The organism is Celeribacter marinus, from assembly GCF_001308265.1.
Classification (GTDB): Bacteria; Pseudomonadota; Alphaproteobacteria; order Rhodobacterales; family Rhodobacteraceae; genus Celeribacter; species Celeribacter marinus.
The window spans coordinates 1,935,043-1,954,757 of record NZ_CP012023.1 but is presented as its reverse complement, the minus strand read 5'-3'; the positions used below and the strand labels follow the sequence as shown (position 1 = coordinate 1,954,757).

Annotated in this window: 14 protein-coding genes, 1 tRNA gene and 2 rRNA genes; 6 read left to right on the top strand and 11 right to left on the bottom strand. The window is 53.6% G+C overall.

Annotation, left to right across the window (positions count from 1 at the left end; translation table 11 throughout):
• Positions 1-6 precede the first annotated feature (6 nt).
• The 6 genes from IMCC12053_RS09725 to IMCC12053_RS09700 form a co-directional block, all read right to left on the bottom strand.
• Complete coding sequence (locus IMCC12053_RS09725) at positions 7-1,290, bottom strand: biotin/lipoyl-containing protein (RefSeq protein WP_062218546.1); 1,284 nt, start codon at positions 1,288-1,290, stop codon at positions 7-9.
• On the bottom strand, positions 1,280-2,275 hold the full coding sequence (locus IMCC12053_RS09720; RefSeq protein ID WP_062218545.1) for an alpha-ketoacid dehydrogenase subunit beta: 996 nt from the start codon (positions 2,273-2,275) through the stop codon (positions 1,280-1,282). Before IMCC12053_RS09720 ends, IMCC12053_RS09725 begins: the two co-directional genes overlap by 11 nt.
• A 10-nt stretch (positions 2,276-2,285) precedes the next feature.
• Complete coding sequence (locus tag IMCC12053_RS09715) at positions 2,286-3,281, bottom strand: thiamine pyrophosphate-dependent dehydrogenase E1 component subunit alpha (protein WP_062218544.1); 996 nt, start codon at positions 3,279-3,281, stop codon at positions 2,286-2,288.
• 76 nt (positions 3,282-3,357) lie between these two features.
• The gene (locus IMCC12053_RS09710; RefSeq protein ID WP_062218543.1) at positions 3,358-4,668 is read right to left on the bottom strand and encodes a M24 family metallopeptidase; all 1,311 of its coding nucleotides are present in this window, start codon (positions 4,666-4,668) and stop codon (positions 3,358-3,360) included.
• Positions 4,669-4,726: 58 nt separating this feature from the next.
• The gene (locus IMCC12053_RS09705) at positions 4,727-5,536 is read right to left on the bottom strand and encodes an SDR family NAD(P)-dependent oxidoreductase (protein ID WP_062218542.1); all 810 of its coding nucleotides are present in this window, start codon (positions 5,534-5,536) and stop codon (positions 4,727-4,729) included.
• Positions 5,511-7,301 carry an ABC transporter substrate-binding protein gene (locus tag IMCC12053_RS09700; protein WP_074906480.1) on the bottom strand — a complete coding sequence of 597 codons (1,791 nt, stop codon included), beginning with the start codon at positions 7,299-7,301 and terminating at the stop codon, positions 5,511-5,513. The genes IMCC12053_RS09705 and IMCC12053_RS09700 overlap by 26 nt, the downstream gene beginning before the upstream one ends.
• Before the next feature lie 295 nt (positions 7,302-7,596).
• Here IMCC12053_RS09700 and IMCC12053_RS09695 point away from each other — a divergent pair, with 295 nt between their 5' ends.
• The 6 genes from IMCC12053_RS09695 to IMCC12053_RS16225 all read left to right on the top strand — a co-directional run bounded on the left by IMCC12053_RS09695 (position 7,597) and on the right by IMCC12053_RS16225 (position 13,136).
• Complete coding sequence (locus tag IMCC12053_RS09695; RefSeq protein ID WP_062218540.1) at positions 7,597-8,553, top strand: sugar ABC transporter substrate-binding protein; 957 nt, start codon at positions 7,597-7,599, stop codon at positions 8,551-8,553.
• Between the two features lie 84 nt (positions 8,554-8,637).
• Positions 8,638-9,429 (top strand): SDR family oxidoreductase, encoded by a 792-nt coding sequence (locus IMCC12053_RS09690; protein WP_062218538.1) that lies wholly within the window; start codon positions 8,638-8,640, stop codon positions 9,427-9,429.
• Between the two features lie 81 nt (positions 9,430-9,510).
• Positions 9,511-10,485 carry an ABC transporter permease gene (locus IMCC12053_RS09685; RefSeq protein WP_062218536.1) on the top strand — a complete coding sequence of 325 codons (975 nt, stop codon included), beginning with the start codon at positions 9,511-9,513 and terminating at the stop codon, positions 10,483-10,485.
• A 13-nt stretch (positions 10,486-10,498) separates the two neighbouring features.
• The gene (locus IMCC12053_RS09680) at positions 10,499-11,500 is read left to right on the top strand and encodes an ABC transporter permease (RefSeq protein ID WP_062218534.1); all 1,002 of its coding nucleotides are present in this window, start codon (positions 10,499-10,501) and stop codon (positions 11,498-11,500) included.
• Positions 11,497-13,026, top strand: a complete 1,530-nt coding sequence (locus IMCC12053_RS09675; protein WP_062218532.1) for a sugar ABC transporter ATP-binding protein — start codon at positions 11,497-11,499, stop codon at positions 13,024-13,026. The genes IMCC12053_RS09680 and IMCC12053_RS09675 overlap by 4 nt, the downstream gene beginning before the upstream one ends.
• A complete protein-coding gene (locus tag IMCC12053_RS16225; RefSeq protein ID WP_143090058.1) occupies positions 13,023-13,136 on the top strand; it encodes an NAD(P)-binding domain-containing protein in 114 nt (37 codons plus the stop codon). The genes IMCC12053_RS09675 and IMCC12053_RS16225 overlap by 4 nt, the downstream gene beginning before the upstream one ends.
• 137 nt (positions 13,137-13,273) lie before the next feature.
• Here the strand turns inward: IMCC12053_RS16225 and IMCC12053_RS09670 are convergent.
• From IMCC12053_RS09670 to IMCC12053_RS09640, 5 genes are all read right to left on the bottom strand, one after another.
• Positions 13,274-14,433, bottom strand: a protein-coding gene (locus IMCC12053_RS09670) for an IS3 family transposase (RefSeq protein ID WP_156320744.1) whose coding sequence is annotated in 2 segments (ribosomal slippage) — positions 13,274-14,184 and positions 14,184-14,433 — 1,161 coding nt in all. Because the reading frame shifts where the segments join, the coding sequence is not laid out codon by codon here.
• Positions 14,434-15,169: 736 nt separating this feature from the next.
• Positions 15,170-16,266, bottom strand: a protein-coding gene (locus IMCC12053_RS09660; RefSeq protein WP_156320740.1) for an IS3 family transposase whose coding sequence is annotated in 2 segments (ribosomal slippage) — positions 15,170-16,020 and positions 16,020-16,266 — 1,098 coding nt in all. Because the reading frame shifts where the segments join, the coding sequence is not laid out codon by codon here.
• 278 nt (positions 16,267-16,544) lie between these two features.
• Positions 16,545-16,621 (bottom strand) — tRNA-Met (locus IMCC12053_RS09650).
• 62 nt (positions 16,622-16,683) lie between these two features.
• Positions 16,684-16,798 (bottom strand): 5S ribosomal RNA (gene rrf / locus IMCC12053_RS09645).
• A 79-nt stretch (positions 16,799-16,877) separates the two neighbouring features.
• A 23S ribosomal RNA gene (locus IMCC12053_RS09640) occupies positions 16,878-19,715 on the bottom strand.

Genomic DNA, 19,715 nt, shown 5'->3' with positions numbered 1-19,715 from the left:
CAAGACTTAAAGCAGTTGGCGGAGCGGTTGCTCCATGCGACCTGCAAATTCTGATAAAAGGCTGACGGCGGCGTTGGCGGACAAGTGATGGCCGGCGCACTCAAGCGTGATGCACAGCCCGCCATTCGCCTGTGTTAGCGTGAGAACAGGTGCATTTTCCACGCCTAGGTTGACAGTGCTGACACGGCTCATGCGCAGATCACGCAGGATGAGGTCTGGTGCGGCGTCGTCCTTTGTCTCAATGATAGAACTGAACTCACTGACAGGCACATCATACGCGCGGCTTTGCCCGAAACTTTCAACTATGATGATTGCCATTTCTTGACCAAGGCTTGCGGCAGCAAGGCCTGCTAGCACGGCATTTGCGTCTTTGATACCTGCGTTTTCTGCGGCCCATTGGGCAAATTCTGCGAATCCGTCCGTCGGCAAATCCGCCGTCATGCGGCGCGACGGTGTTGCAGGGGTTTTCACAGTCTGTGCGAGCATTGTCCTTAGCACTTCAAGATCGGCGACATGGAAGGGCTGGGGATGTCCAGCTTCTACAAGACGGTTCAGATCCAGCTCTTGTTCCAACGCCAGCCGCCGCGCCTTGGGGGAGGCGAGGATAGGTCCATTGGAAGATTTGATGGCTTGCATCTTGGGCACTTTTTGAGGCTTTGTTTTCGCCTTTGGCGCCAGATAGGGTGTTACAGCCGATTTTAGAGAGTCACCATCTGAAAGGCTACGCTGTACGGGATGGGCAGGCGCCTTAGCAGAGATAATAGCAATCCTATCGCCAACCGGTGCCGCTTCGGTTTCTTGTGCAAGCAAGGCTGCCACGAAACCATCGACCCCTGCCTCAACCTCCATGGTTGCCTTATCGGTTTCCACTTCGAACAGAATATCGCCTGCGGCTACGGGATCGCCAAGCCCTTTGTGCCAAGCAACAATGACACCCGTATCCTGCGCCATGCCAAGCGCTGGCATGATGACGGCCTTGCCTTCGGGCAATAGTGTCTCATCACCGCCGCCCGGATTTGTGGAAGCCTTCGCGATAGTGGCGCTACCTTCGGCCGTCGCGGAGACAAGAGCGATGACTTGACCGACGGGCACGTCCGCGCCTGCCTCGGCCTGCACATCTGTCAAGTAGCCGTCCGCGGGGGATTCCACCTCCATCACCGCTTTATCGGTTTCCACCTCGAATAGCGCTTCACCCGCCTTGACAGGATCGCCAGAGGACTTGAGCCAACTGACGATCTTGCCGGTGTCTTGCGCCATGCCCAAGGCGGGCATGATTACCTCATGAGGCATGGATCATCTCCCTCGACATGAGTTTGCGCGCGTTTTCCGCCACCGCCTCGGGTGTCGGTACGGTGATATCTTCCAGCGCGGGCGAGAAGGGGACGGGCACATCCATCGCGCCCATGCGCAGGACCGGCGCGTCAAGATGGTAGAAGGCCTTTTCATTGATCCGGCCAGCAATCTCGCCCGTGATGCCATAGCTTTGGTGGCCTTCATCCACGACGATCACGCGACTGGTTTTCTTGGCTGACGCAATGAGCGTTTCTTCGTCCAGTGGCACGATCGTGCGCGGATCGATCACTTCGGCCTCAATCCCTTCTTTCGCAAGAATCTCGGCGGCCGCTTCACAGACCTGCACCATCGAGGATGTTGCTATGAGGGTGATATCGCTGCCCGCGCGTTTGATGTTAGCCTCTCCGAAGGGGATCAGGAATTCGCCCTCTGGGACAGGTGCCTTGTCGTTATACATCAGCTTGTCTTCGAAGATTACGACTGGGTTGTTATCACGGATAGCAGTTTTCATCAGGCCTTTAGCTTCATAGGCGGACGATGGCATCGCCACTTTGAGGCCGGGGATATGTGCGACCAAAGCATGCAGGGATTGTGAGTGCTGCGCGGCGGAGCGGCGGGTTGCGCCCATATTGGTTCGCAGTACCAAAGGCGCACTCATCTTACCGCCCGACATGTAATGCGTCTTTGCGGCCTGATTGCAAAGCTGATCCATGATTAGATAGATAAAATCGCCGAACATAAGATCCACGACTGGCCGTGTGCCCGTCATCGCGGCACCAACAGCAAGGCCCATGAAGCCGGGTTCAGAAATGGGTGTGTCGACCACGCGCTCAGTGCCGAACTCTTCAACAAGGCCGCTGAGAATTTTAAATGGTGTGCCTGCCTCGGCGACATCTTCACCGATAATAAACACGGTTTCATCGCGGCGCATCTCTTCGGCCAATGCTTCGTTGACCGCTTGGGACAGAGTAATTTCTCGCATGTCGTTCTCCTCAGGCCAGAGCGTGTTTGACGTCTGTAAAAACGTGCATATCGACCTCGGTTTCATCAGGGTAAGGCGCGGCCTCGGCATAGGCGACGGCCTCTTCGGCGTCCTGCTTGATTTCGGCGTTCATCGCTTCGATCTCGTCTTCCGACGCGATGCCTTGTTCGATGAGCCAACCACGGAATTTAATGATCGGATCGCGGTTTTCCTTCCACTCCTTTTCTTCTTCCTTTGAGCGATAATATTCGCGGTTGATGTCGCCCACGTGATGGCCGTGATAGCGGTATGTCATCAGTTCCATAAAGAACGGGCCTTCGCCCTTGCGTGCACGAGCAACGAGCTTTTGGGTCATTTCGTTAACGGCCAGAACGTCTTGTCCGTCGATTTGATGCGATTCAATGCCAAAGGCTTCGGCGCGCGCAATGATCGAACCTGCGGCGATCTCTTCGGTCTTGGTGTATTCGGAATAGCCGTTGTTCTCGCAAGCGTAGATGACGGGCAAGTTCCAAAGCGCCGCCATATTCATGACCTCGTACATCAGGCCCTGTGCCGTTGCCCCGTCGCCAAAGAAACAGACGGTTACATCGTCTTTTCCCAACAATTTCGCGGTAAAGGCTGAACCCGTCGCGATCCCCATAGAGCCGCCAACAATCGCATTGGCTCCGAGGTTGCCGTTGGATTGATCCGCAATATGCATCGACCCTCCCTTTCCACGGCAATAGCCCTCTTCCTTGCCCAAAAGCTCGCAGAACATTTCTTTGAAATTTGCACCCTTAGCGACACAGTGGCCGTGGCCACGGTGCGTTGAGGTGATCTTGTCCGTCACTTCGAGCGCTTCGCAGATGCCCACGGCTATGGCTTCCTCACCAGAATACATATGGGTTAACCCTGGCATCTTAGCCGAAAGGTAAAGCTGGTTGGCGTTATCCTCGAAGGAGCGGATGCGCACCATCTGGCGGTACATGCGCAAGTAATCTTCGGTGTTTGTCTTTGTTTTGGCCATGATGTCCTCTTGGGCGATGATGGGCTTATCACCTCCTTGCGCAGGGAGAAAACGCAAGGAGGAGCTTTGTCGCCGATCAGTAGCGGTTAGCGATCGGCAATTCTTCAGCGGGGAACAGACTGATGACTTCGCAACCTGTTTCGGTCACGACGACTTCTTCCTCGATCCGCGCAGCAGAGTACCCATCAGTTGCAGGGCAGTAGGTTTCCAGTGCGAAGACCATACCGGTTTTGATTTCCATTGGGTGATCCATCGAGACGGCACGGGAAATGATGGGCCGTTCGTGCAATGCAAGACCAAGGCCGTGACCGAATTGCAAACCGAAGGCCTGATCTTCATTCGCGAACCCAAGCTCCTGTGCCGTTGGCCAAACCGCTGCCACCTTGTCGGTGGAAACGCCCGGTTTGATCATGGCGATGGATGCATCGATCCATTCACGTGCCTTGGTATAAGCATCGGTTTGCGACGGGGTCGCGCGGCCGACGTTAAACGTGCGGTAGTAACAGGTGCGATACCCTTGGTATGATTGCAGAATATCGAAGAATGCTTGATCCCCAGGCCGAATAAGGCGGTCAGTAAAATTGTGGGGATGGGGGTTACAACGTTCGCCAGAAATCGCGTTGATCGCTTCGACGTCATCAGATCCCATCTCGTAGAGCATCTTGTTGGACAGGGCGACAATGTCATTCTCGCGGATGCCTGGCTTCAGCTCTTCGTAAATCATGTGATACACGCCGTCGACCATGGCCGCTGCTTGGGTCAAAAGCTGGATCTCATCCGTGTTCTTGATCTCGCGTGCGGCCAGCATGATTTGTTGGCCATCGACCACGTTCAGGCCTTCTTCTTTGAGGGCGTGGAACATGGCTGTTTCAGCGTAATCCACACCAACAGGCATATTGGCCATGCCAGCATCGCGGATCAACCCGGCAATTTGTTTGGCATATTTTTGCATTAAGCCGAATTCTGGCGGGATCGTTCCGCGCATACCGACAACACCTGCAAGGCAGTGGCTGGGTTCTAGCCAGTCAGAATGGCGCTTGTGATGCTCAGCGGCTGAGCCGAAATCCCAGACGTAAGGGCTGTCGTCACCTGTCAGCAGACAGAAACGGCACATCTTGTCGCGTTCCCATTCGCCGATCTTGGTGGCCGAGACGTAGCGAATGTTGTTCACATCGAACAACAACAGCGTGCCCGCATTCGAGTTTCGCAACGACTGGCGCGTGCGCGCAAGGCGATATCGACGCAAGCGGTCATGGTTTACCCGGTTTTCAAAGTCGACGGACATGTGTCCATGGGCTGGCAACTTGTCGCGCCACTCCCAGTTGGGCTCAAGGTCCATCGGGGTAAGCAGGTTTGGCATAAGGGCATTGCCCGGACGTTCTGACATGGAAGTCTCCTCAGAGGCGGATGGCCCCATTTGAATTAAAAGTGAAAGGAATGGCCCGTTACTGGATGCACCAGCCGCCATCGACGTGGATCATTTGGCCGGTCATGTAATCGCTGTCATCAGACGCAAGGAAGGATGCGGTGCCGATGATGTCTTTGGGATAAGATACGCGCTTAATCTGAAGCGCATCGCGTACGATATCGTCGTAGGCTTGGCCTTCTTTTTCCTTGAAGCCGATATCAACAAGGTCTTTATCCAGCTGCTCCCAAAGCGGCGTCACAACCACACCGGGCGCGTAGCCATTCACAGTGATATTGTGCTCAGCCAGACCAAGTGCACCACAATGCGTCAGCGCCAAACAACCATATTTCGATGTGCAATAGACTGTCACATCAATCAGCGGCTTGCGCGATGCGATAGAGCCCACGTTGATCAGCTTGTATGGATGGCCTTCCATCGGTCCCTGTTCAATCATCTGGCGGGAGGTTTCCTGCATTCCCAGCCACATCGCCTTGGTGTTGACGTTCATGATCATGTCCCAGTTGTCTTCATCAATATCCATGAAGAAACGGGGCTTGTTCAGACCTGCATTGAAAACGCCGACGTTAATCGAACCAAAGGCTTCTACAGTGGCGGCAACGGCGGCCGCATTGTCTTCGCGTTTGGTGACATCCATCTTGACGGCAATCGCCTTGCCATTGCCTGCGGTATTGATTTCGTCGGCGACGTTTTTCGCCATCTCGAGGTCCAGATCGCCGATACAAACGTTTGCACCCTGTTCGGCAAAGGATCGTGCGTTGGCCTCACCCATGCCGCGGGCAGCACCGGTGATGAGAATGTTTTTACCTTTGAGGCGGTTGGGGTCCATGGGTTTCTCCTCCTGACGTCATGACTGTGGTTGGTGGTTTAAGGGTTGCGTCGGCTCTCTCCTGTGCGCGGCGCAATGCGTCTTGCGGGGTAATAATCCCGCGCAGCATGTCATGAAATTCCTCCCCACAGATTTGGATGATCTCGTTGATTTCGGGGATTGGTGGCCGTGGCCAAAACTGAAGTTCGTCTCGCCATGACATGCCATCGACCGCCTCGAAGATGGGCGACAGGCGCCGCACATCGGGGTCCGACCCTACGGAATAGCGCGGGCTCGTGCGACTGCCGTTCTGGACATATAACTTTTGTGCCGCCGGCGAGGTGAAGACCAACAAGGCCTCAACCGCTGCTTTAACGCGTTCTTTTGGCAAATTTGCAGGTATGCCCATAACATAGCCGCCAACAGGTGCGATTGGCGCGCCGTTTGGGCCCGCAGGATGCGGCAGGTACCCTGTCTGCTCCTTTGCAGGGGACGCCTCATCTAACTCAAAATACGGAGCCAGCAACGTGTAGCCATAGGCCATTGCGATGCGCCCAGCAGCATAAGGGCGTATGCGTTCGTACCATGACATCGACAAGATATTAGGCGGTGAATATTTCAGAAGTTCTTTCAAAAATTCTGCCGCTTGCAAACCCGCTGGCGTATTGATTGTGAACCGGTAATCACGGTTCGCAAGGTGCTGCGTATCAAAACCACCCGCATTCGGGGGTAAATCAAGGATAGGTTGCCCGAAATCCGCCAAGGTCATAAGAACGGTGTGACCCAATGCTGTTCCGCGCGCGGCGTTCCAAGCAATGCCATGCAGACCGCGTTGTGGATTGTGTAATGCCTTTGCAGCAGTCAGCAAGTCTTGGGCTGTGGCGGGTGGCTCAAGGCCCGCTTGGGCAAACATATCTTTACGGTAGAACAAAAGTTCTGGCGTTGTTTGCGCAGGAATCCCGTAGGCGCGACCGCCCCAATGGGCCGCTTGCCAGCCAGCGGTATGGAAGTCCGCCGGGTCAACGCGGGCTATGTCCATGGCTTCATCTAGTGGCATCAACACGTGCTGTTCTGCGAATCCGCCGACCCATGGTAGATCAACGGCGATGATATCGTAGTTGCTCGACTTGCGGCTTGCATTGCGCATGGTTTCTTCGCGCAGTCGATCTATCGAAAAGGCGCGTTGATGAATTTGTGTACCGATGGTCTGCTCAAACTGCCGCTTGAGGTTGTCCATCACCATGAACGTCGGGTCACCATGGACCAGAACGCGCAAACCGCCTGCTAGCTTGAGCGGCTCGGCCAAAACCTCCATTGGGGGGATCGATTTTGCGTTTAGGTACGATCCTCCGAAGTAGTAGTCAGATACATCTGTCGACCCAGCGCCAACAGATTGAGCGGTCGCAAGGCGATGCACGCGATGTGTTAGTTGGGTCCATTGGTCCAACAAGAGAACGCTGGGGTGCAAGGAAAAACTTTTCCCTGTTGCAGTGCGCGTGCGTTTGTCGATCAGGCCCATATCTTGCATGTCTTTGATTCGGCGACTGGCTGTGGCGTATGGCGCACGACTGGCCCCGATGAGCGATGTCATTGTGACAAGCCGTCCGTCTAGATGCCCACGGATCAAATGCATGGAAATGCGCAAGTTTGGGGTGTATGCAAACAGGTCGGACGCGTTTTCCAACTCATCACCAAGTTTTTCCATAAACGATAGAACGCTCAGCAGATCTACCTTGGCCTGAGGTGGAATAAGTTGATTGAAATTATCCCCCCTCATCTTATTCATACCCCCTATCGCTGCCTTCCTTTTAGTGTGGCGACGGCCACGTGACTTGTTCATTTCGGATGATTTTGCAATCGTCATGAGATCTACCTTATGTTGCCGCTGGAATGATGCAGAATGTACCCCAATAATATCCATTTTGGACATTACTACATCCAAAATGGATATTATTGGGGAGGTTAAACTTCGGTCTCTCGTGAAGACTGTATAGGATCACACCGGCTCGTCGGATGGTGATTCCCACCGGGAGGGTGGGGAAAAGACATAAACGTCTATAAAGTTCTTGGAGGAGATCACTATGAAACTACGTTCAATTCTAGTAGCCACGACGGCAACAGCGGCGATGGCCTTTGCGGGTATGGCTACCGCTGAAACCATGACGATCGGCATCACGCAGAACAATGTTGGGGTCGACAGCTACCAAACGACTTACGAAATGGCCTTCATCGCCGCGGCAGAAGCCAACGATGATGTTGAAGTCGTCGTTTTGGACGCTGGTGGCGACGTTGCCCGCCAGATCGCACAAATGGAAGACCTCATTCAGCAAGAAGTTGACGCGATCATCATTTGGCCGACAAACGGCGAAGCAGTTATCCCTGCTGTCCGCAAGGCACATCAGGCGAGCATTCCGGTTGTCGTAACCAACTCGAATATCGCTGAAGCCGGTTTCCCGTTCGTCGCGACGTTCTCTGGCCCAGATAACATTACCCAAGGCTCGCGCTCTGCCGAAATCATGTGTGATCGCTTTAAAGCATTGGGAATTGAGAACGAAGCCAAGGTTGTACACATCACTGGCCAGCCTGGCTACACGACGGCCATCGAGCGCGCCAAGGGCTTCAACGACCGTCTACCCGAAGTCTGCCCGAACGTTGAGCAGATCGACGAGCAGCCTGGTGACTGGAACCGTGAAAAGTCGCAGCAAGTCATGGAAGCCTTCCTCGTCAAGTATGACGACATCGACGGCGTCTATTCCGGAGACGACAACATGGGTGTTGGCGCAATGAACGCAGCCGTGGCCGCCGGTCGCGAGGGTATCACTTTCGTTGGCGCCACAAACTTCGCAGTTGGATATGAAGCGATGGCCGCAGGTACCTATTGGGGTTCGATCTACCAGTCGCCGGTTGATGATGCAGAAGCCGCGCTGAAGTCCGCGATTGATCTGCTCAACGGCGAAGAGCTGCCGTTCCTGAACTACTTCGATACGCCAAAGATTACTCAGGACAATATGGGCGATTACACAAAGCCTGTATTCTAAGGCTCTAACTTTGGGTGGGGGGATGCCCCCCCACCTTACGCCCTTTCGCATTCCAAAATTAATTTCATATATGGGAGAAGATAAATGGGTCGAGTCTCTGGTCGGTCGTGCATTGTTACAGGTGCCGCGCAAGGTATTGGGCGCGCCATCGCTGAGGCGCTTCTGGAAGAAGGAGCAAGCGTATGTTTCGCCGACATCAATGGTGATAAGATTGCCAAGGTCGCAGACGCGAACCGAAAGACATACGGCGACAGCAAAGTGACACATGCACAGGTCGATGTGACCGACCGCGCCAAAGTACGCGCGATGATCAACCATACGGTCGCGTCGTTCGGAAGGCTGGATGTGAAGTTCAACAATGCAGGCGTCAATCGGCCAATGAACTTTATGGATGTCACCGAAGACAACTGGAATTTTATCATGGGGGTCAACGGGCTTGGCTGTATGATTGGCATGCAGGAAGCGGCCCGCCAAATGATCAAGCAGGGCAGAGGCGGCAAGATAATCAACACCGCCTCAATTGCCAGCCGTCAGGGTTTTGATAACGTGGCACCCTACTGTGCCAGTAAATTTGCGGTTGTGGCGCTGACCCAATCGGGCGCGCGCGACTTAGCAAGACATAATATCACGGTAACAGGGTTCGCCCCCGGTGTGGTAGACACCGAGATGTGGGAGCAGGTCGATCGAGACCTTATGGACATCGGCGCAGCCGAACGTCCCGGTCAGGCAATGGAAGAGTTTTCATCTGAAATCTTGCGTGGCCGCGTTGCCAAGCCACAAGACATCATTGGAACGACCACCTTTCTGGCAGCACCGGAAAGCGACTACATGACAGGTCAGATCGTAATGATTGACGGCGGCATGACACTGGTTTGATCTGATGTGCCGGGGAGGCCGTCCGGCAGGCTGAAAAGAAATGAACTAAGGGCCGCCGAGAGTGACCCAAGGGAGGGAACAATGGCTGAGTTTACAAAGCAGGACATCGGAAAGTTGCTAGAGAAACAGGGCATTCTGATCGCCTTCGCTTTCTTCATAATTGGGTTCACAATTGCCAACCCGAAATTCTTGACCCTCGATAATTTCGAGAACGTAGTCAGGTCTTCGGCGATTTTGGGGGTGATGGCGTTGGGGGTGACCTTTGTCGTTATCAGCGGCAACCTCGATCTCTCCGTAGGGTCGATGATGTCGTTCTCAACCATTGTGGTCCTTGATCTTCACGACAAGATAGGACCAACCCTTGCGATCCCTGCCATGTTCGCGATGACTCTCTGCCTTGGGACTTTCATCGGGTTTCTTGTTGGCTACCTCAAGCTCAATTCATTGATTGTGACGCTGGGAATGCTTTCGGCCATTCACGGACTGACGCTGACCTATTCGGGCGGCAAGAATATGGACATTGCCGACAAAGAAGGCACTTGGTTTGCGATCTTCGGGCAAGGCAATATCATGGGAATTCAGACGCCGATCCTGATGTTCATCGCGCTGGCGGCTTTGCTGGGCATTATATTGTCCAAGACACCGTTTGGCCGAAAAGTTTACGCGGTGGGCGGCAATGGTACGGCGGCGACCTTCTCAGGCGTTCGGCGGGCCCGCGTGGTTTTCCTGTGCTACATCATGAGCGCGCTGTGCGTGGCCACAGCTGGTCTCATCCAGGCCAGTCGCTCCATGGGGTCACAAAACACAGTAGGGCAAGGACTAGAGCTTGAAGTACTCGCTGCCGTCATTCTTGGAGGTGCATCTCTACTCGGTGGTTCGGGAACAATCTTCAAGACGGTGATCGGCGTACTCATTCTCGGGTTCATTCAAAATGGTCTCTTGCTGGTGGGGCTTGATTTCTCCGTACAGTACGTCGTGACCTGGGTCATCATCATCCTTGCAGTCTGGCTTGATATTGCGGCCAAGCGCGGCAGGCTCATGTCGCCGATCGCCTAAATAAGGAAAGAAAATGCAAGCTGGAACACTTTCAAAATACCTCGCGGGTGGCGCTATCTGGGGCTTTATCGTCCTTGAGCTGATCTTCTTTTCGGTCGCGGGAGAGTTCTTCTCTGTGAGCGAGAAGGCCTTCATGAACACAGATAACATGCTGCTGCTGCTTAAGCAGTCAACTCCTATTGGCATCATCGCAATGGGTATGACCATCGTCATGGTCAACGGCAATATTGACCTGTCGGTAGGGGCAATCTACGCAATCTGCGCTATTGTGCTGCTGGATTCGATGACATGGACCATGTTCGCAGGTCTCGGAAATTGGGTCATTCCCGTGGCTTGGTGTTTGGCGCTTCTAACCGGCGTTATCCTTGGGGGTATCAATGGGTTAATCGTGTGGAAGACCGGAGTGGATGCATTTATCGTGACGCTGGGTTCCATGCTTGGTTATCGCGGGTTGGTCTTTATGTACAACGGCGAACAGCCGACAAGCCACCTTAACTGGACGCTGGTCGATTTCGCCGAGGCGCAGTTTCTTGGGTTTCATACGGCGACGTGGTTCTTGCTGGCTGTAACTGTAGTGATCTGGTTTCTGATGACCCGCACAGTCCACGGTCGCAATGCCTATGCCATTGGTAACAACCGCGAAGCAGCCGTCAATGCCGGCATCCGTGTCGGCCCACACATGATGATCAACTTTATGATCATCGGTTTCTTGGCGGCACTGTCCGCAGTAGTTTTCTATTCGGAATCCGGTTCGGTGAACCCCAATGATGGCCAACTTTATGAGTTGTGGGTGATTACCGCCGTCGTGCTGGGCGGTACCAAACTGACCGGTGGGGCGGGCTCAATCATTTCGACCTTCGGCGGAGTGGTGGCGATCCAGTTGTTGCGCAAGGGGCTGAGCCATATCGGTGCTGATACATCGACCGTTAACCTTGTGATCGGTCTCATTTTGATCGCTGTGCTGTTCCTTGATCGGCAGTTAAACGTAAAAGGCCAAGAGGAGTTGAAGGTATGATCGAGGCTATTGAACCGACGACCCCCGCCCCTGTCCTGCGGCTGGAAGGGATCGTAAAGACGTTTCCCGGCGTACGTGCACTTGATGGTGTCTCTCTTTCGATCCTGCCGGGCGAAGTGCATGCCCTGATGGGTGAAAATGGTGCTGGAAAGTCAACTCTAATGAAGGTGCTTGGCGGAATTCACCAGCCTGACGAAGGCCTGATCATTGTAAATGAACAGCCAGTGATCATGTCAGGCCCGTTGGACGCGAAAGCGAAAGGAATCGTCTTCATCCACCAAGAACTCAGCCTTGCAGATGAGCTGAGTGTGGCCGAGAATATCTATCTTGGAGAATTGCCACGCAAGCGGTTCGGGTTGGTGGATTGGGCAGAACTGGAGGCCAAGACCAACACCATTCTCGAGAAGCTAAATGTCAGTTTCAGCGCCGCGACGCGTGTGGGTGACCTTTCGATTGCCAACCAACAGATGGTAGAAATTGCCCGCGCACTGACGGTGGACGCAAAGGCCGTGATCTTTGATGAACCAACCGCATCGCTTACCGACGCGGAAAAGGTTGTTTTGTTCGAAGTCATCTCTGACCTACAAGAACAGGGTGTTGGCATTGCCTATATCTCGCACCGGATGGAAGAGATCTTCAAGATCACTGACCGGATCAGCGTTCTGCGCGACGGCCAATATCAAGGCACGGTCAACACGGCGGACACCAACGAAGAGGGAGTGACTCAGATGATGATCGGGCGCAAGCTCGACCTCAGCCGCAACGAAAGCAACCATGAACTGGGTAGTGTCGCGCTCGAAGTGCACGGGCTAAGCTGCGGCAACCGTTACCAGGATGTCAACTTTGAAGTGCGGCGTGGTGAGGTTCTCGGGTTTTATGGCCTAGTCGGTGCCGGCCGGACAGAAATTGCCGAAACATTGTTTGGCCTTCGAAACCCGTCATCCGGCACGATCCTGTTGGAGGGTGAAGAGGTACGGATTCATTCGCCTCATGAGGCGATCGAGCGGGGCATCTCTTTGGTGCCAGAAGACCGTAAGGGTCAAGGGCTGGTCCTGGGCATGAGCTGTCGCGATAACATCACCCTGCCGCAGGTCGATGATCTGACGTCTGGCCCCTTCGTTGACGACAGTGCGGAGATCGCGATTTTCGATCAATACCGCGACAAACTCGATATCAGAACTCCAGGCTGGAAACAGCTCGTTGGCAACCTCTCGGGTGGCAACCAGCAAAAGATCGTCATCGGAAAATGGCTGTCTATGCGCCCCAATGTGTTGATAGTGGACGAACCTACACGCGGCATCGACGTAGGGTCGAAGGCCGAAATCCATAACCTGCTTCGGGATCTGGCCGCGCAAGGCTATGCGGTGATCGTTATCAGCTCGGAAATGCCAGAGGTGCTGCATGTGGCCGACCGCATCATAGCGATGTATTCGGGCCGGATCATGCGGACATTCACCTCTGAAGAGGTGACCGAGGAAAACCTGATTGCCGCTATTTCGGGCTTGGAAACTGAAAAGGTGGCGTGATTTGGGTCGGGTTTGCTGGACTGGGCCAGATGGGCGAACATAAGGCTCGCAATCTGTCCCGTACGGGGCATGAGGTGGCTCTTTGGCCACAGAGCTTGACTGCGTTCTAGCAGATAGCCCCCAAGGCACTGTCGAATACTACGGAGGAGATTGAAACGCGTCATTTGAAAAACCACCAAAACGCGCGGCAGCTTCCCAACAGACAAACCTCATCTACCGTGTGACCTGCCCCCCGAGGCTCCCTCATTCATAACGAGAGTTTGCGGGTTTGGATTTCATATTCTTCGTCGTCGGTTTGGGCAAGCGCGTCGGACGCGGAGCCCTCAAATTGCTCAAGCGCACGACGCGCTTCAGCGGGTGTTTGATTCTCCAGCGATGAGTGCGGTCTTACGTTGTTGTAGTCGTAGCGCCAGAGTGCCAGTTTGCGGCGGGCATCATCCAGCGTGTCGAAGATCTCCTCATTTAGCAGTTCGTCACGTAGGCTGCCGTTGAAGCTTTCGATAAAACCATTCTGCTGGGGCTTGCCTGGATCAATGTAATGCCAATCCACGTCGTTATCGCCAGCCCATTTAAGGATCGCCCGACTGGTGAACTCAGTGCCATTGTCTGAGACAATACAAGCTGGCTTTCCGTAGACGCGCACAAGCGCATCCAGTTCTCGCGCAACTCGAGCGCCCGATATGCTGGTGTCCGCCATCAGGCATAGGTTCTCACGGCAGCAATCGTCATTCACAGCCAACATGCGGAACTTGCGAGACGCGCCAAATGTGTCGGAGACAAAATCCAGCGACCAACGCTCACCAGGTCTCAACGCCACAGGCATCGGCGTGCGTGATCCACGCGCACGCTTACGGCCTCTTCGTCGCCTGACGCCCAGCTTTTCTTCCGTATAAAGTCGATACAGCTTCTTGTGGTTCATAATCATGCCTTTGCGCTCCAACAGCACGCCGATCCGGCGATAACCAAACCGCCGCCGTTTGTTGGCAATCGCCGTCATCTCTTCGCGAACTTCAGGATTATCCGGCGGTTGATCGCGCCGGACAGTCTTGGGATCGACACCAACAAGCCTGCACGCCCGGCGTTGCGAGATATCATGATCCCGCATTGCCTTTTGTGCCGCAGCCCGTCGCACATTCGGTGTCGTCAGTTCTTTCCCAGCAAGTCTTTCAGAACAACATTGTCGAGCATCGTATCAGCCAGCAGACGCTTCAACTTGGCGTTCTCGTCTTCCAGCGATTTGAGGCGATGGGTGTCAGAAATGTTCATGCCACCGTATTTGGCTTTGAACTTGTAAAACGACGCAGGACTCAGGCCATGTCTGCGACACACCTCAGCCGTGGGCATTCCAGCTTCTTGTTCTTTGATCATCCCGATTATTTGGGCTTCGGTAAAACGACTCTGTCGCATTTGTTTGCTCCTACAAAGGTTGAGCAAACTCTACATTAAAGTGAGGGAAGTTTCGGGGAGCAGGTCAAGAACGATGCAATAAATGACTCGTCAAAACCGCAAGGACTAAGCCTCATACACAGAGATTCGAGATCTCCCTCGTGTTTGAAGACTAGCAAGCTACAACTCGCAACTTACTTAACTGTCCGATTTTCGCGCAGTGACCCAGTTTCGGATGCCCCCCTTTGCGCTTTGACAAACCATTTAAGTGCAAGTTAAACGTTATCTATTAACAAACGTACATTGGGCCTCCACCACATGAAACTAATTCTAATTTTGAGTACAATCGCTGTCTTATCAGGCTGCGGCACTGCTAGTGGAATCTTGGATGGTACTGGCACTGTGCTGGAAGGTGTCGCCACTGACTTGCGCGGTGTTTCGAGTGTGTTGCGTTAGACCAGATTAAAAGCCAAGAGCCCCGCTCTTCGCATCATCTATCCTAGATCGCGACCTAAGCTTACCACACCACTTCAGAAAATCAGTTTTGATGACGCGCCTATGGAGGCCACAAGCGGGGCATTACAGCCCCAGTCCACCGCCTGCGCGAGCGCGTCAGGCTTGAAGTCATCTTTAGATCTAATCCCAGACATCACTGTCTCCTTGTTTCTCAAACGACGAAGCAAGGCGTCTACAAATTGACCTGAGCCCCAAGTCTCCTCCAGCTTTGTGCGGAGTCCTTGGGGTTAAATCTTTGGCGTTAGGCCGCCATCTTGTCCATTGCCTTTCTTTGCAAAAATTCCATCGGGGTGAGGTTGCCCAATGCTGAATGTGGTCTGCGCCAGTTGTAATCCTCCTGCCATTCTTCAAGCGTTTTGCGGGCATCGCGCAATGTGCCAAATAACGTTTCATTCAAACATTCATCTCGCAGCTTGCCATTGAAGCTTTCGATAAAGCCGTTCTGTTGGGGTTTTCCGGGCGCGATATAGTGCCAATCAACACCAGTTTCCTGAACCCACTTGAGGATCGCCATGCTGGTGAACTCAGTTCCGTTGTCCGACACAATCGTCTTTGGCATGCCGCGTTCAGCGATCACCTTGTCCAGTTCACGTGCAACACGGTGACCAGACAGTGATGTGTCGGCCACCAGAACCAAGTTCTCGCGACTGAAGTCATCAACGACTGCCAAAATGCGGAACCTGCGACCGTCTGTCAGGGCGTCAGACACAAAATCCAAGCTCCAGCGTTGGTTTGGGCCATCCGGAAGCACCATCGGCTTCCTTGTGCCCAAAGCGCGCTTCCTGCCACCTCTGCGGCGCACCTGCAGCTTCTCTTCACGGTAGATGCGCCTCACTTTCTTGTGGTTCACCTCAAAGCCCTCCCGCGCAATCATCACGTGAATACGGCGGCAACCAAACCGACGCCGCTCCCTCGAAACTCGTTTGATGGCATCCCGCAGTTTAGCATCATCGCCACGACGCGACAGATACCGTACCGTTGACCGATCAATTTGCAGCACATCACACGCCCGCCGCTGGCTCACACCGTGCGCTTCGCACAGGTGAACCACCGCTTGCCGCTTCCCAGCAGGCGTCACCATTTTTTTGAATTGATGTCTCGCAACATCGCGTTGTCGAGCATCTGTTCAGCCAAAAGCTTCTTCAGCTTGCCGTTCTCGTCTTCAAGCGCACGCAATCGCTTCGCATCCGACGGCTCCATGCCACCATACTTCGATTTGTATTTATAGAACGTCGCTGAGCTGATCCCGTGCCGCCGACATACATCAGCGGTCTTCTCACCAGCTTCCTGTTCCTTGATCATCCCAATGATCTGTTCGTCCGTAAATCGTGCCTTCATTTGTCCGTCCTTTTGTTGGGCGGACTCTACACAAATTTGGAGGAACTTTAGGGGCTCAGGTCAAAATCTATCAACTGTATTGAATTGGGCTGCCCGCCCAAACTGTTTCTATACCACCGAGCATCGCTGAGCGGGTCTGGTTGTTGGTGATTACGAACGAATACGGCTGTTCTGGGTTTGCGCCTTGCCAAACGTTGACGTGGCGTTGACGTAAATGCGCACACGTAAATCCCCAGTGTTTTACTAGGGATCTAAGGTATTGATTTATTGGTAAGATTTGGTTGCGGGAGTAGGATTTGAACCTACGACCTTCAGGTTATGAGCCTGACGAGCTACCGGGCTGCTCCATCCCGCGACAGGGTATTGAACCGGAGGTTGTTATTTTCATCGTTGAGAGAATATGTGGCTCTTTATTAGGTTTGGCGGTGACCTACTCTCCCACGTCTTAAGACGCAGTACCATCGGCGCAACCGTGCTTAACGGCCGAGTTCGGGATGGGATCGGGTGTTTCACTAGCGCTGTGACCACCAAACCGAATAAAGAGCCAAGTCAAGTATACTGTGTTGTGTGTATGCTTTTGATTAATCTAGTAAGTTTTGCTTTTACTGGATCAAATCAAGCCTATCGGGCAATTAGTACTGGTCAACTGAATGCATTGCTGCACTTACATCTCCAGCCTATCGACGTGGTGGTCTTCCACGGCCCTCAGGGATACCTTGTTTTGAGGGGGGCTTCCCGCTTAGATGCCTTCAGCGGTTATCCTTTCCGATCATAGCTACCCAGCACTGCTCCTGGCGGAACAACTGGTACACCAGTGGATCGTTCACCCCGGTCCTCTCGTACTAGGGGCAACTCCTCTCAAGTATCCTACACCCACGGCAGATAGGGACCGAACTGTCTCACGACGTTCTAAACCCAGCTCACGTACCTCTTTAAATGGCGAACAGCCATACCCTTGGGACCTGCTCCAGCCCCAGGATGAGATGAGCCGACATCGAGGTGCCAAACACTGCCGTCGATATGGACTCTTGGGCAGTATCAGCCTGTTATCCCCGGCGTACCTTTTATCCGTTGAGCGATGGCCCTTCCACTCGGGACCACCGGATCACTATGGCCGACTTTCGTCTCTGCTCGACTTGTCAGTCTTGCAGTCAGGCTGGCTTCTGCCATTGCACTCAACGAGCGATTTCCGACCGCTCTGAGCCAACCTTCGCGCGCCTCCGTTACTCTTTAGGAGGCGACCGCCCCAGTCAAACTACCCGCCACACAGGGTCCCGGATCCGGATAACGGACCGCGGTTAGACATCAAGCAGAACAAGGGTGGTATCTCATATTTTGTCTCCACAAGAACTAGCGTTCCTGCTTCAAAGACTACCACCTATTCTGCACATGTTCGGCCTAATGCCAGTGTGAAGCTGTAGTAAAGGTGCACGGGGTCTTTCCGTCTAACCGCGGGAAGCCTGCATCTTGACAGGCAATTCAATTTCGCTGAGTCTATGTTGGAGACAGCGGGGAAGTCGTTACGCCATTCGTGCAGGTCGGAACTTACCCGACAAGGAATTTCGCTACCTTAGGACCGTTATAGTTACGGCCGCCGTTTACCTGGGCTTCAATTCGACGCTCTCACATCTCCTTTTAACCTTCAGGCACCGGGCAGGCGTCAGACCCTATACGTCGTCTTACGACTTCGCAGAGCCCTGTGTTTTTAGTAAACAGTCGCCACCCCCTGGTTTGTGCCCCCAGCCAATACTTGCGTAGAAACTGGGCCTCCTTCTCGCGAACTTACGGAGGTATTTTGCCGAGTTCCTTCAACATAGTTCTCTCAAGCGCCTTGGTATTCTCTACCTATCCACCTGTGTCGGTTTAGGGTACGATCTAGCGATGGAGCTATTTCCAGGGACCTCTAAGCAGCCCATTCAATCCAATAAGGATGAACTACCCTCGAGATCCGTCACTTCCATCTGGCCCAGGAATATTAACCTGGTTCCCATCGACTACGCCTTTCGGCCTCGCCTTAGGGGTCGGCTTACCCTGCTCAGATTAGCTTTAAGCAGGAACCCTTGGATTTTCGGCGAGGGAGTCTCTCACTCCCTTTGTCGCTACTCATGTCATCATTCTCACTAGTGATCTCTCCACCGGATCGCTCACGCGCCGGCTTCACAGAAAGCCTCTTGTGTCCAATCCTACCGAAGTAGGCAAGGACACATGAGACTATGTCACACTACGCTCTGCTACCGCAGTACACAAAGTGTACTACCCTAAGCTTCGGCTCATGGCTTGAGCCCCGTTACATCTTCGCCGCAGGACAACTTATCTAGACCAGTGAGCTGTTACGCTATCTTTAAAGGATGGCTGCTTCTAAGCCAACCTCCTGGTTGTTTTGGTCGTCCCACCAGCTTTCCCACTTAGCCATGAATTGGGGGCCTTAGCTGTAGGTTAGGGTTGTTTCCCTCTTCACTACGGGCGTTAGCACCCGCAGTGTGTCTGCCGTCTAGTACTCCCGGGTATTCGGAGTTTGGTTAGGGTCAGTAAGGCTGTATGCCCCCATTGCCCATCCAGTGCTCTACCCCCCGGGGTATTCGGACGACGCTCTACCTAAATAGATTTCGCAGAGAACCAGCTATCTCCGAGTTTGATTGGCCTTTCACCCCTAGGCACAATTCATCCCGACCTTTTTCAACAGGTGTGGGTTCGGACCTCCAGTAAGTGTTACCTTACCTTCATCCTGATCATGCCTAGATCACTCGGTTTCGGGTCTGATCCCACAAACTCATTCGCCCTATTAAGACTCGCTTTCGCTGCGCCTACACCTAACGGCTTAAGCTTGCTTGTGAGACCAAGTCGATGACCCATTATACAAAAGGTACGCCGTCAGGACTCAAGGTCCCTCCGACTGCTTGTAGGCGTCCGGTTTCAGAAACTGTTTCACTCCCCTCGTCGGGGTGCTTTTCACCTTTCCCTCACGGTACTGGTTCACTATCGGTCAGTAAGGAGTACTTAGCCTTCGGGGGTGGTCCCCCCGATCTTCAGACAGAATTTCACGTGTTCCGCCCTACTTAATACGTCAATCGAAGCTTCCTATACGGGGCTGTCACCCGCTATGGCCACGCTTTCCAACGTGTTCTAGTCACTTCTCATGCTCGGCTGGTCCCCGTTCGCTCGCCGCTACTAGGGGAGTATCTATTGATGTCCTTTCCTCCGGGTACTTAGATGTTTCAGTTCCCCGGGTTTGCTCTTAAAACCCTATGTATTCAGGTTAAAAGTACCTGTTTCAGCTCATTATAAATTACCCAAGGGTAATTATAACAAACTGTCAGGTGGGTTGCCCCATTCGGAAATTTGCGGGTCAAAGCCTATTCTCGGCTAACCGCAACTTATCGCAGAGTATCACGTCCTTCATCGCCTCTTACTGCCAAGGCATTCACCAAACGCCCTTCTCGCGCTTGATT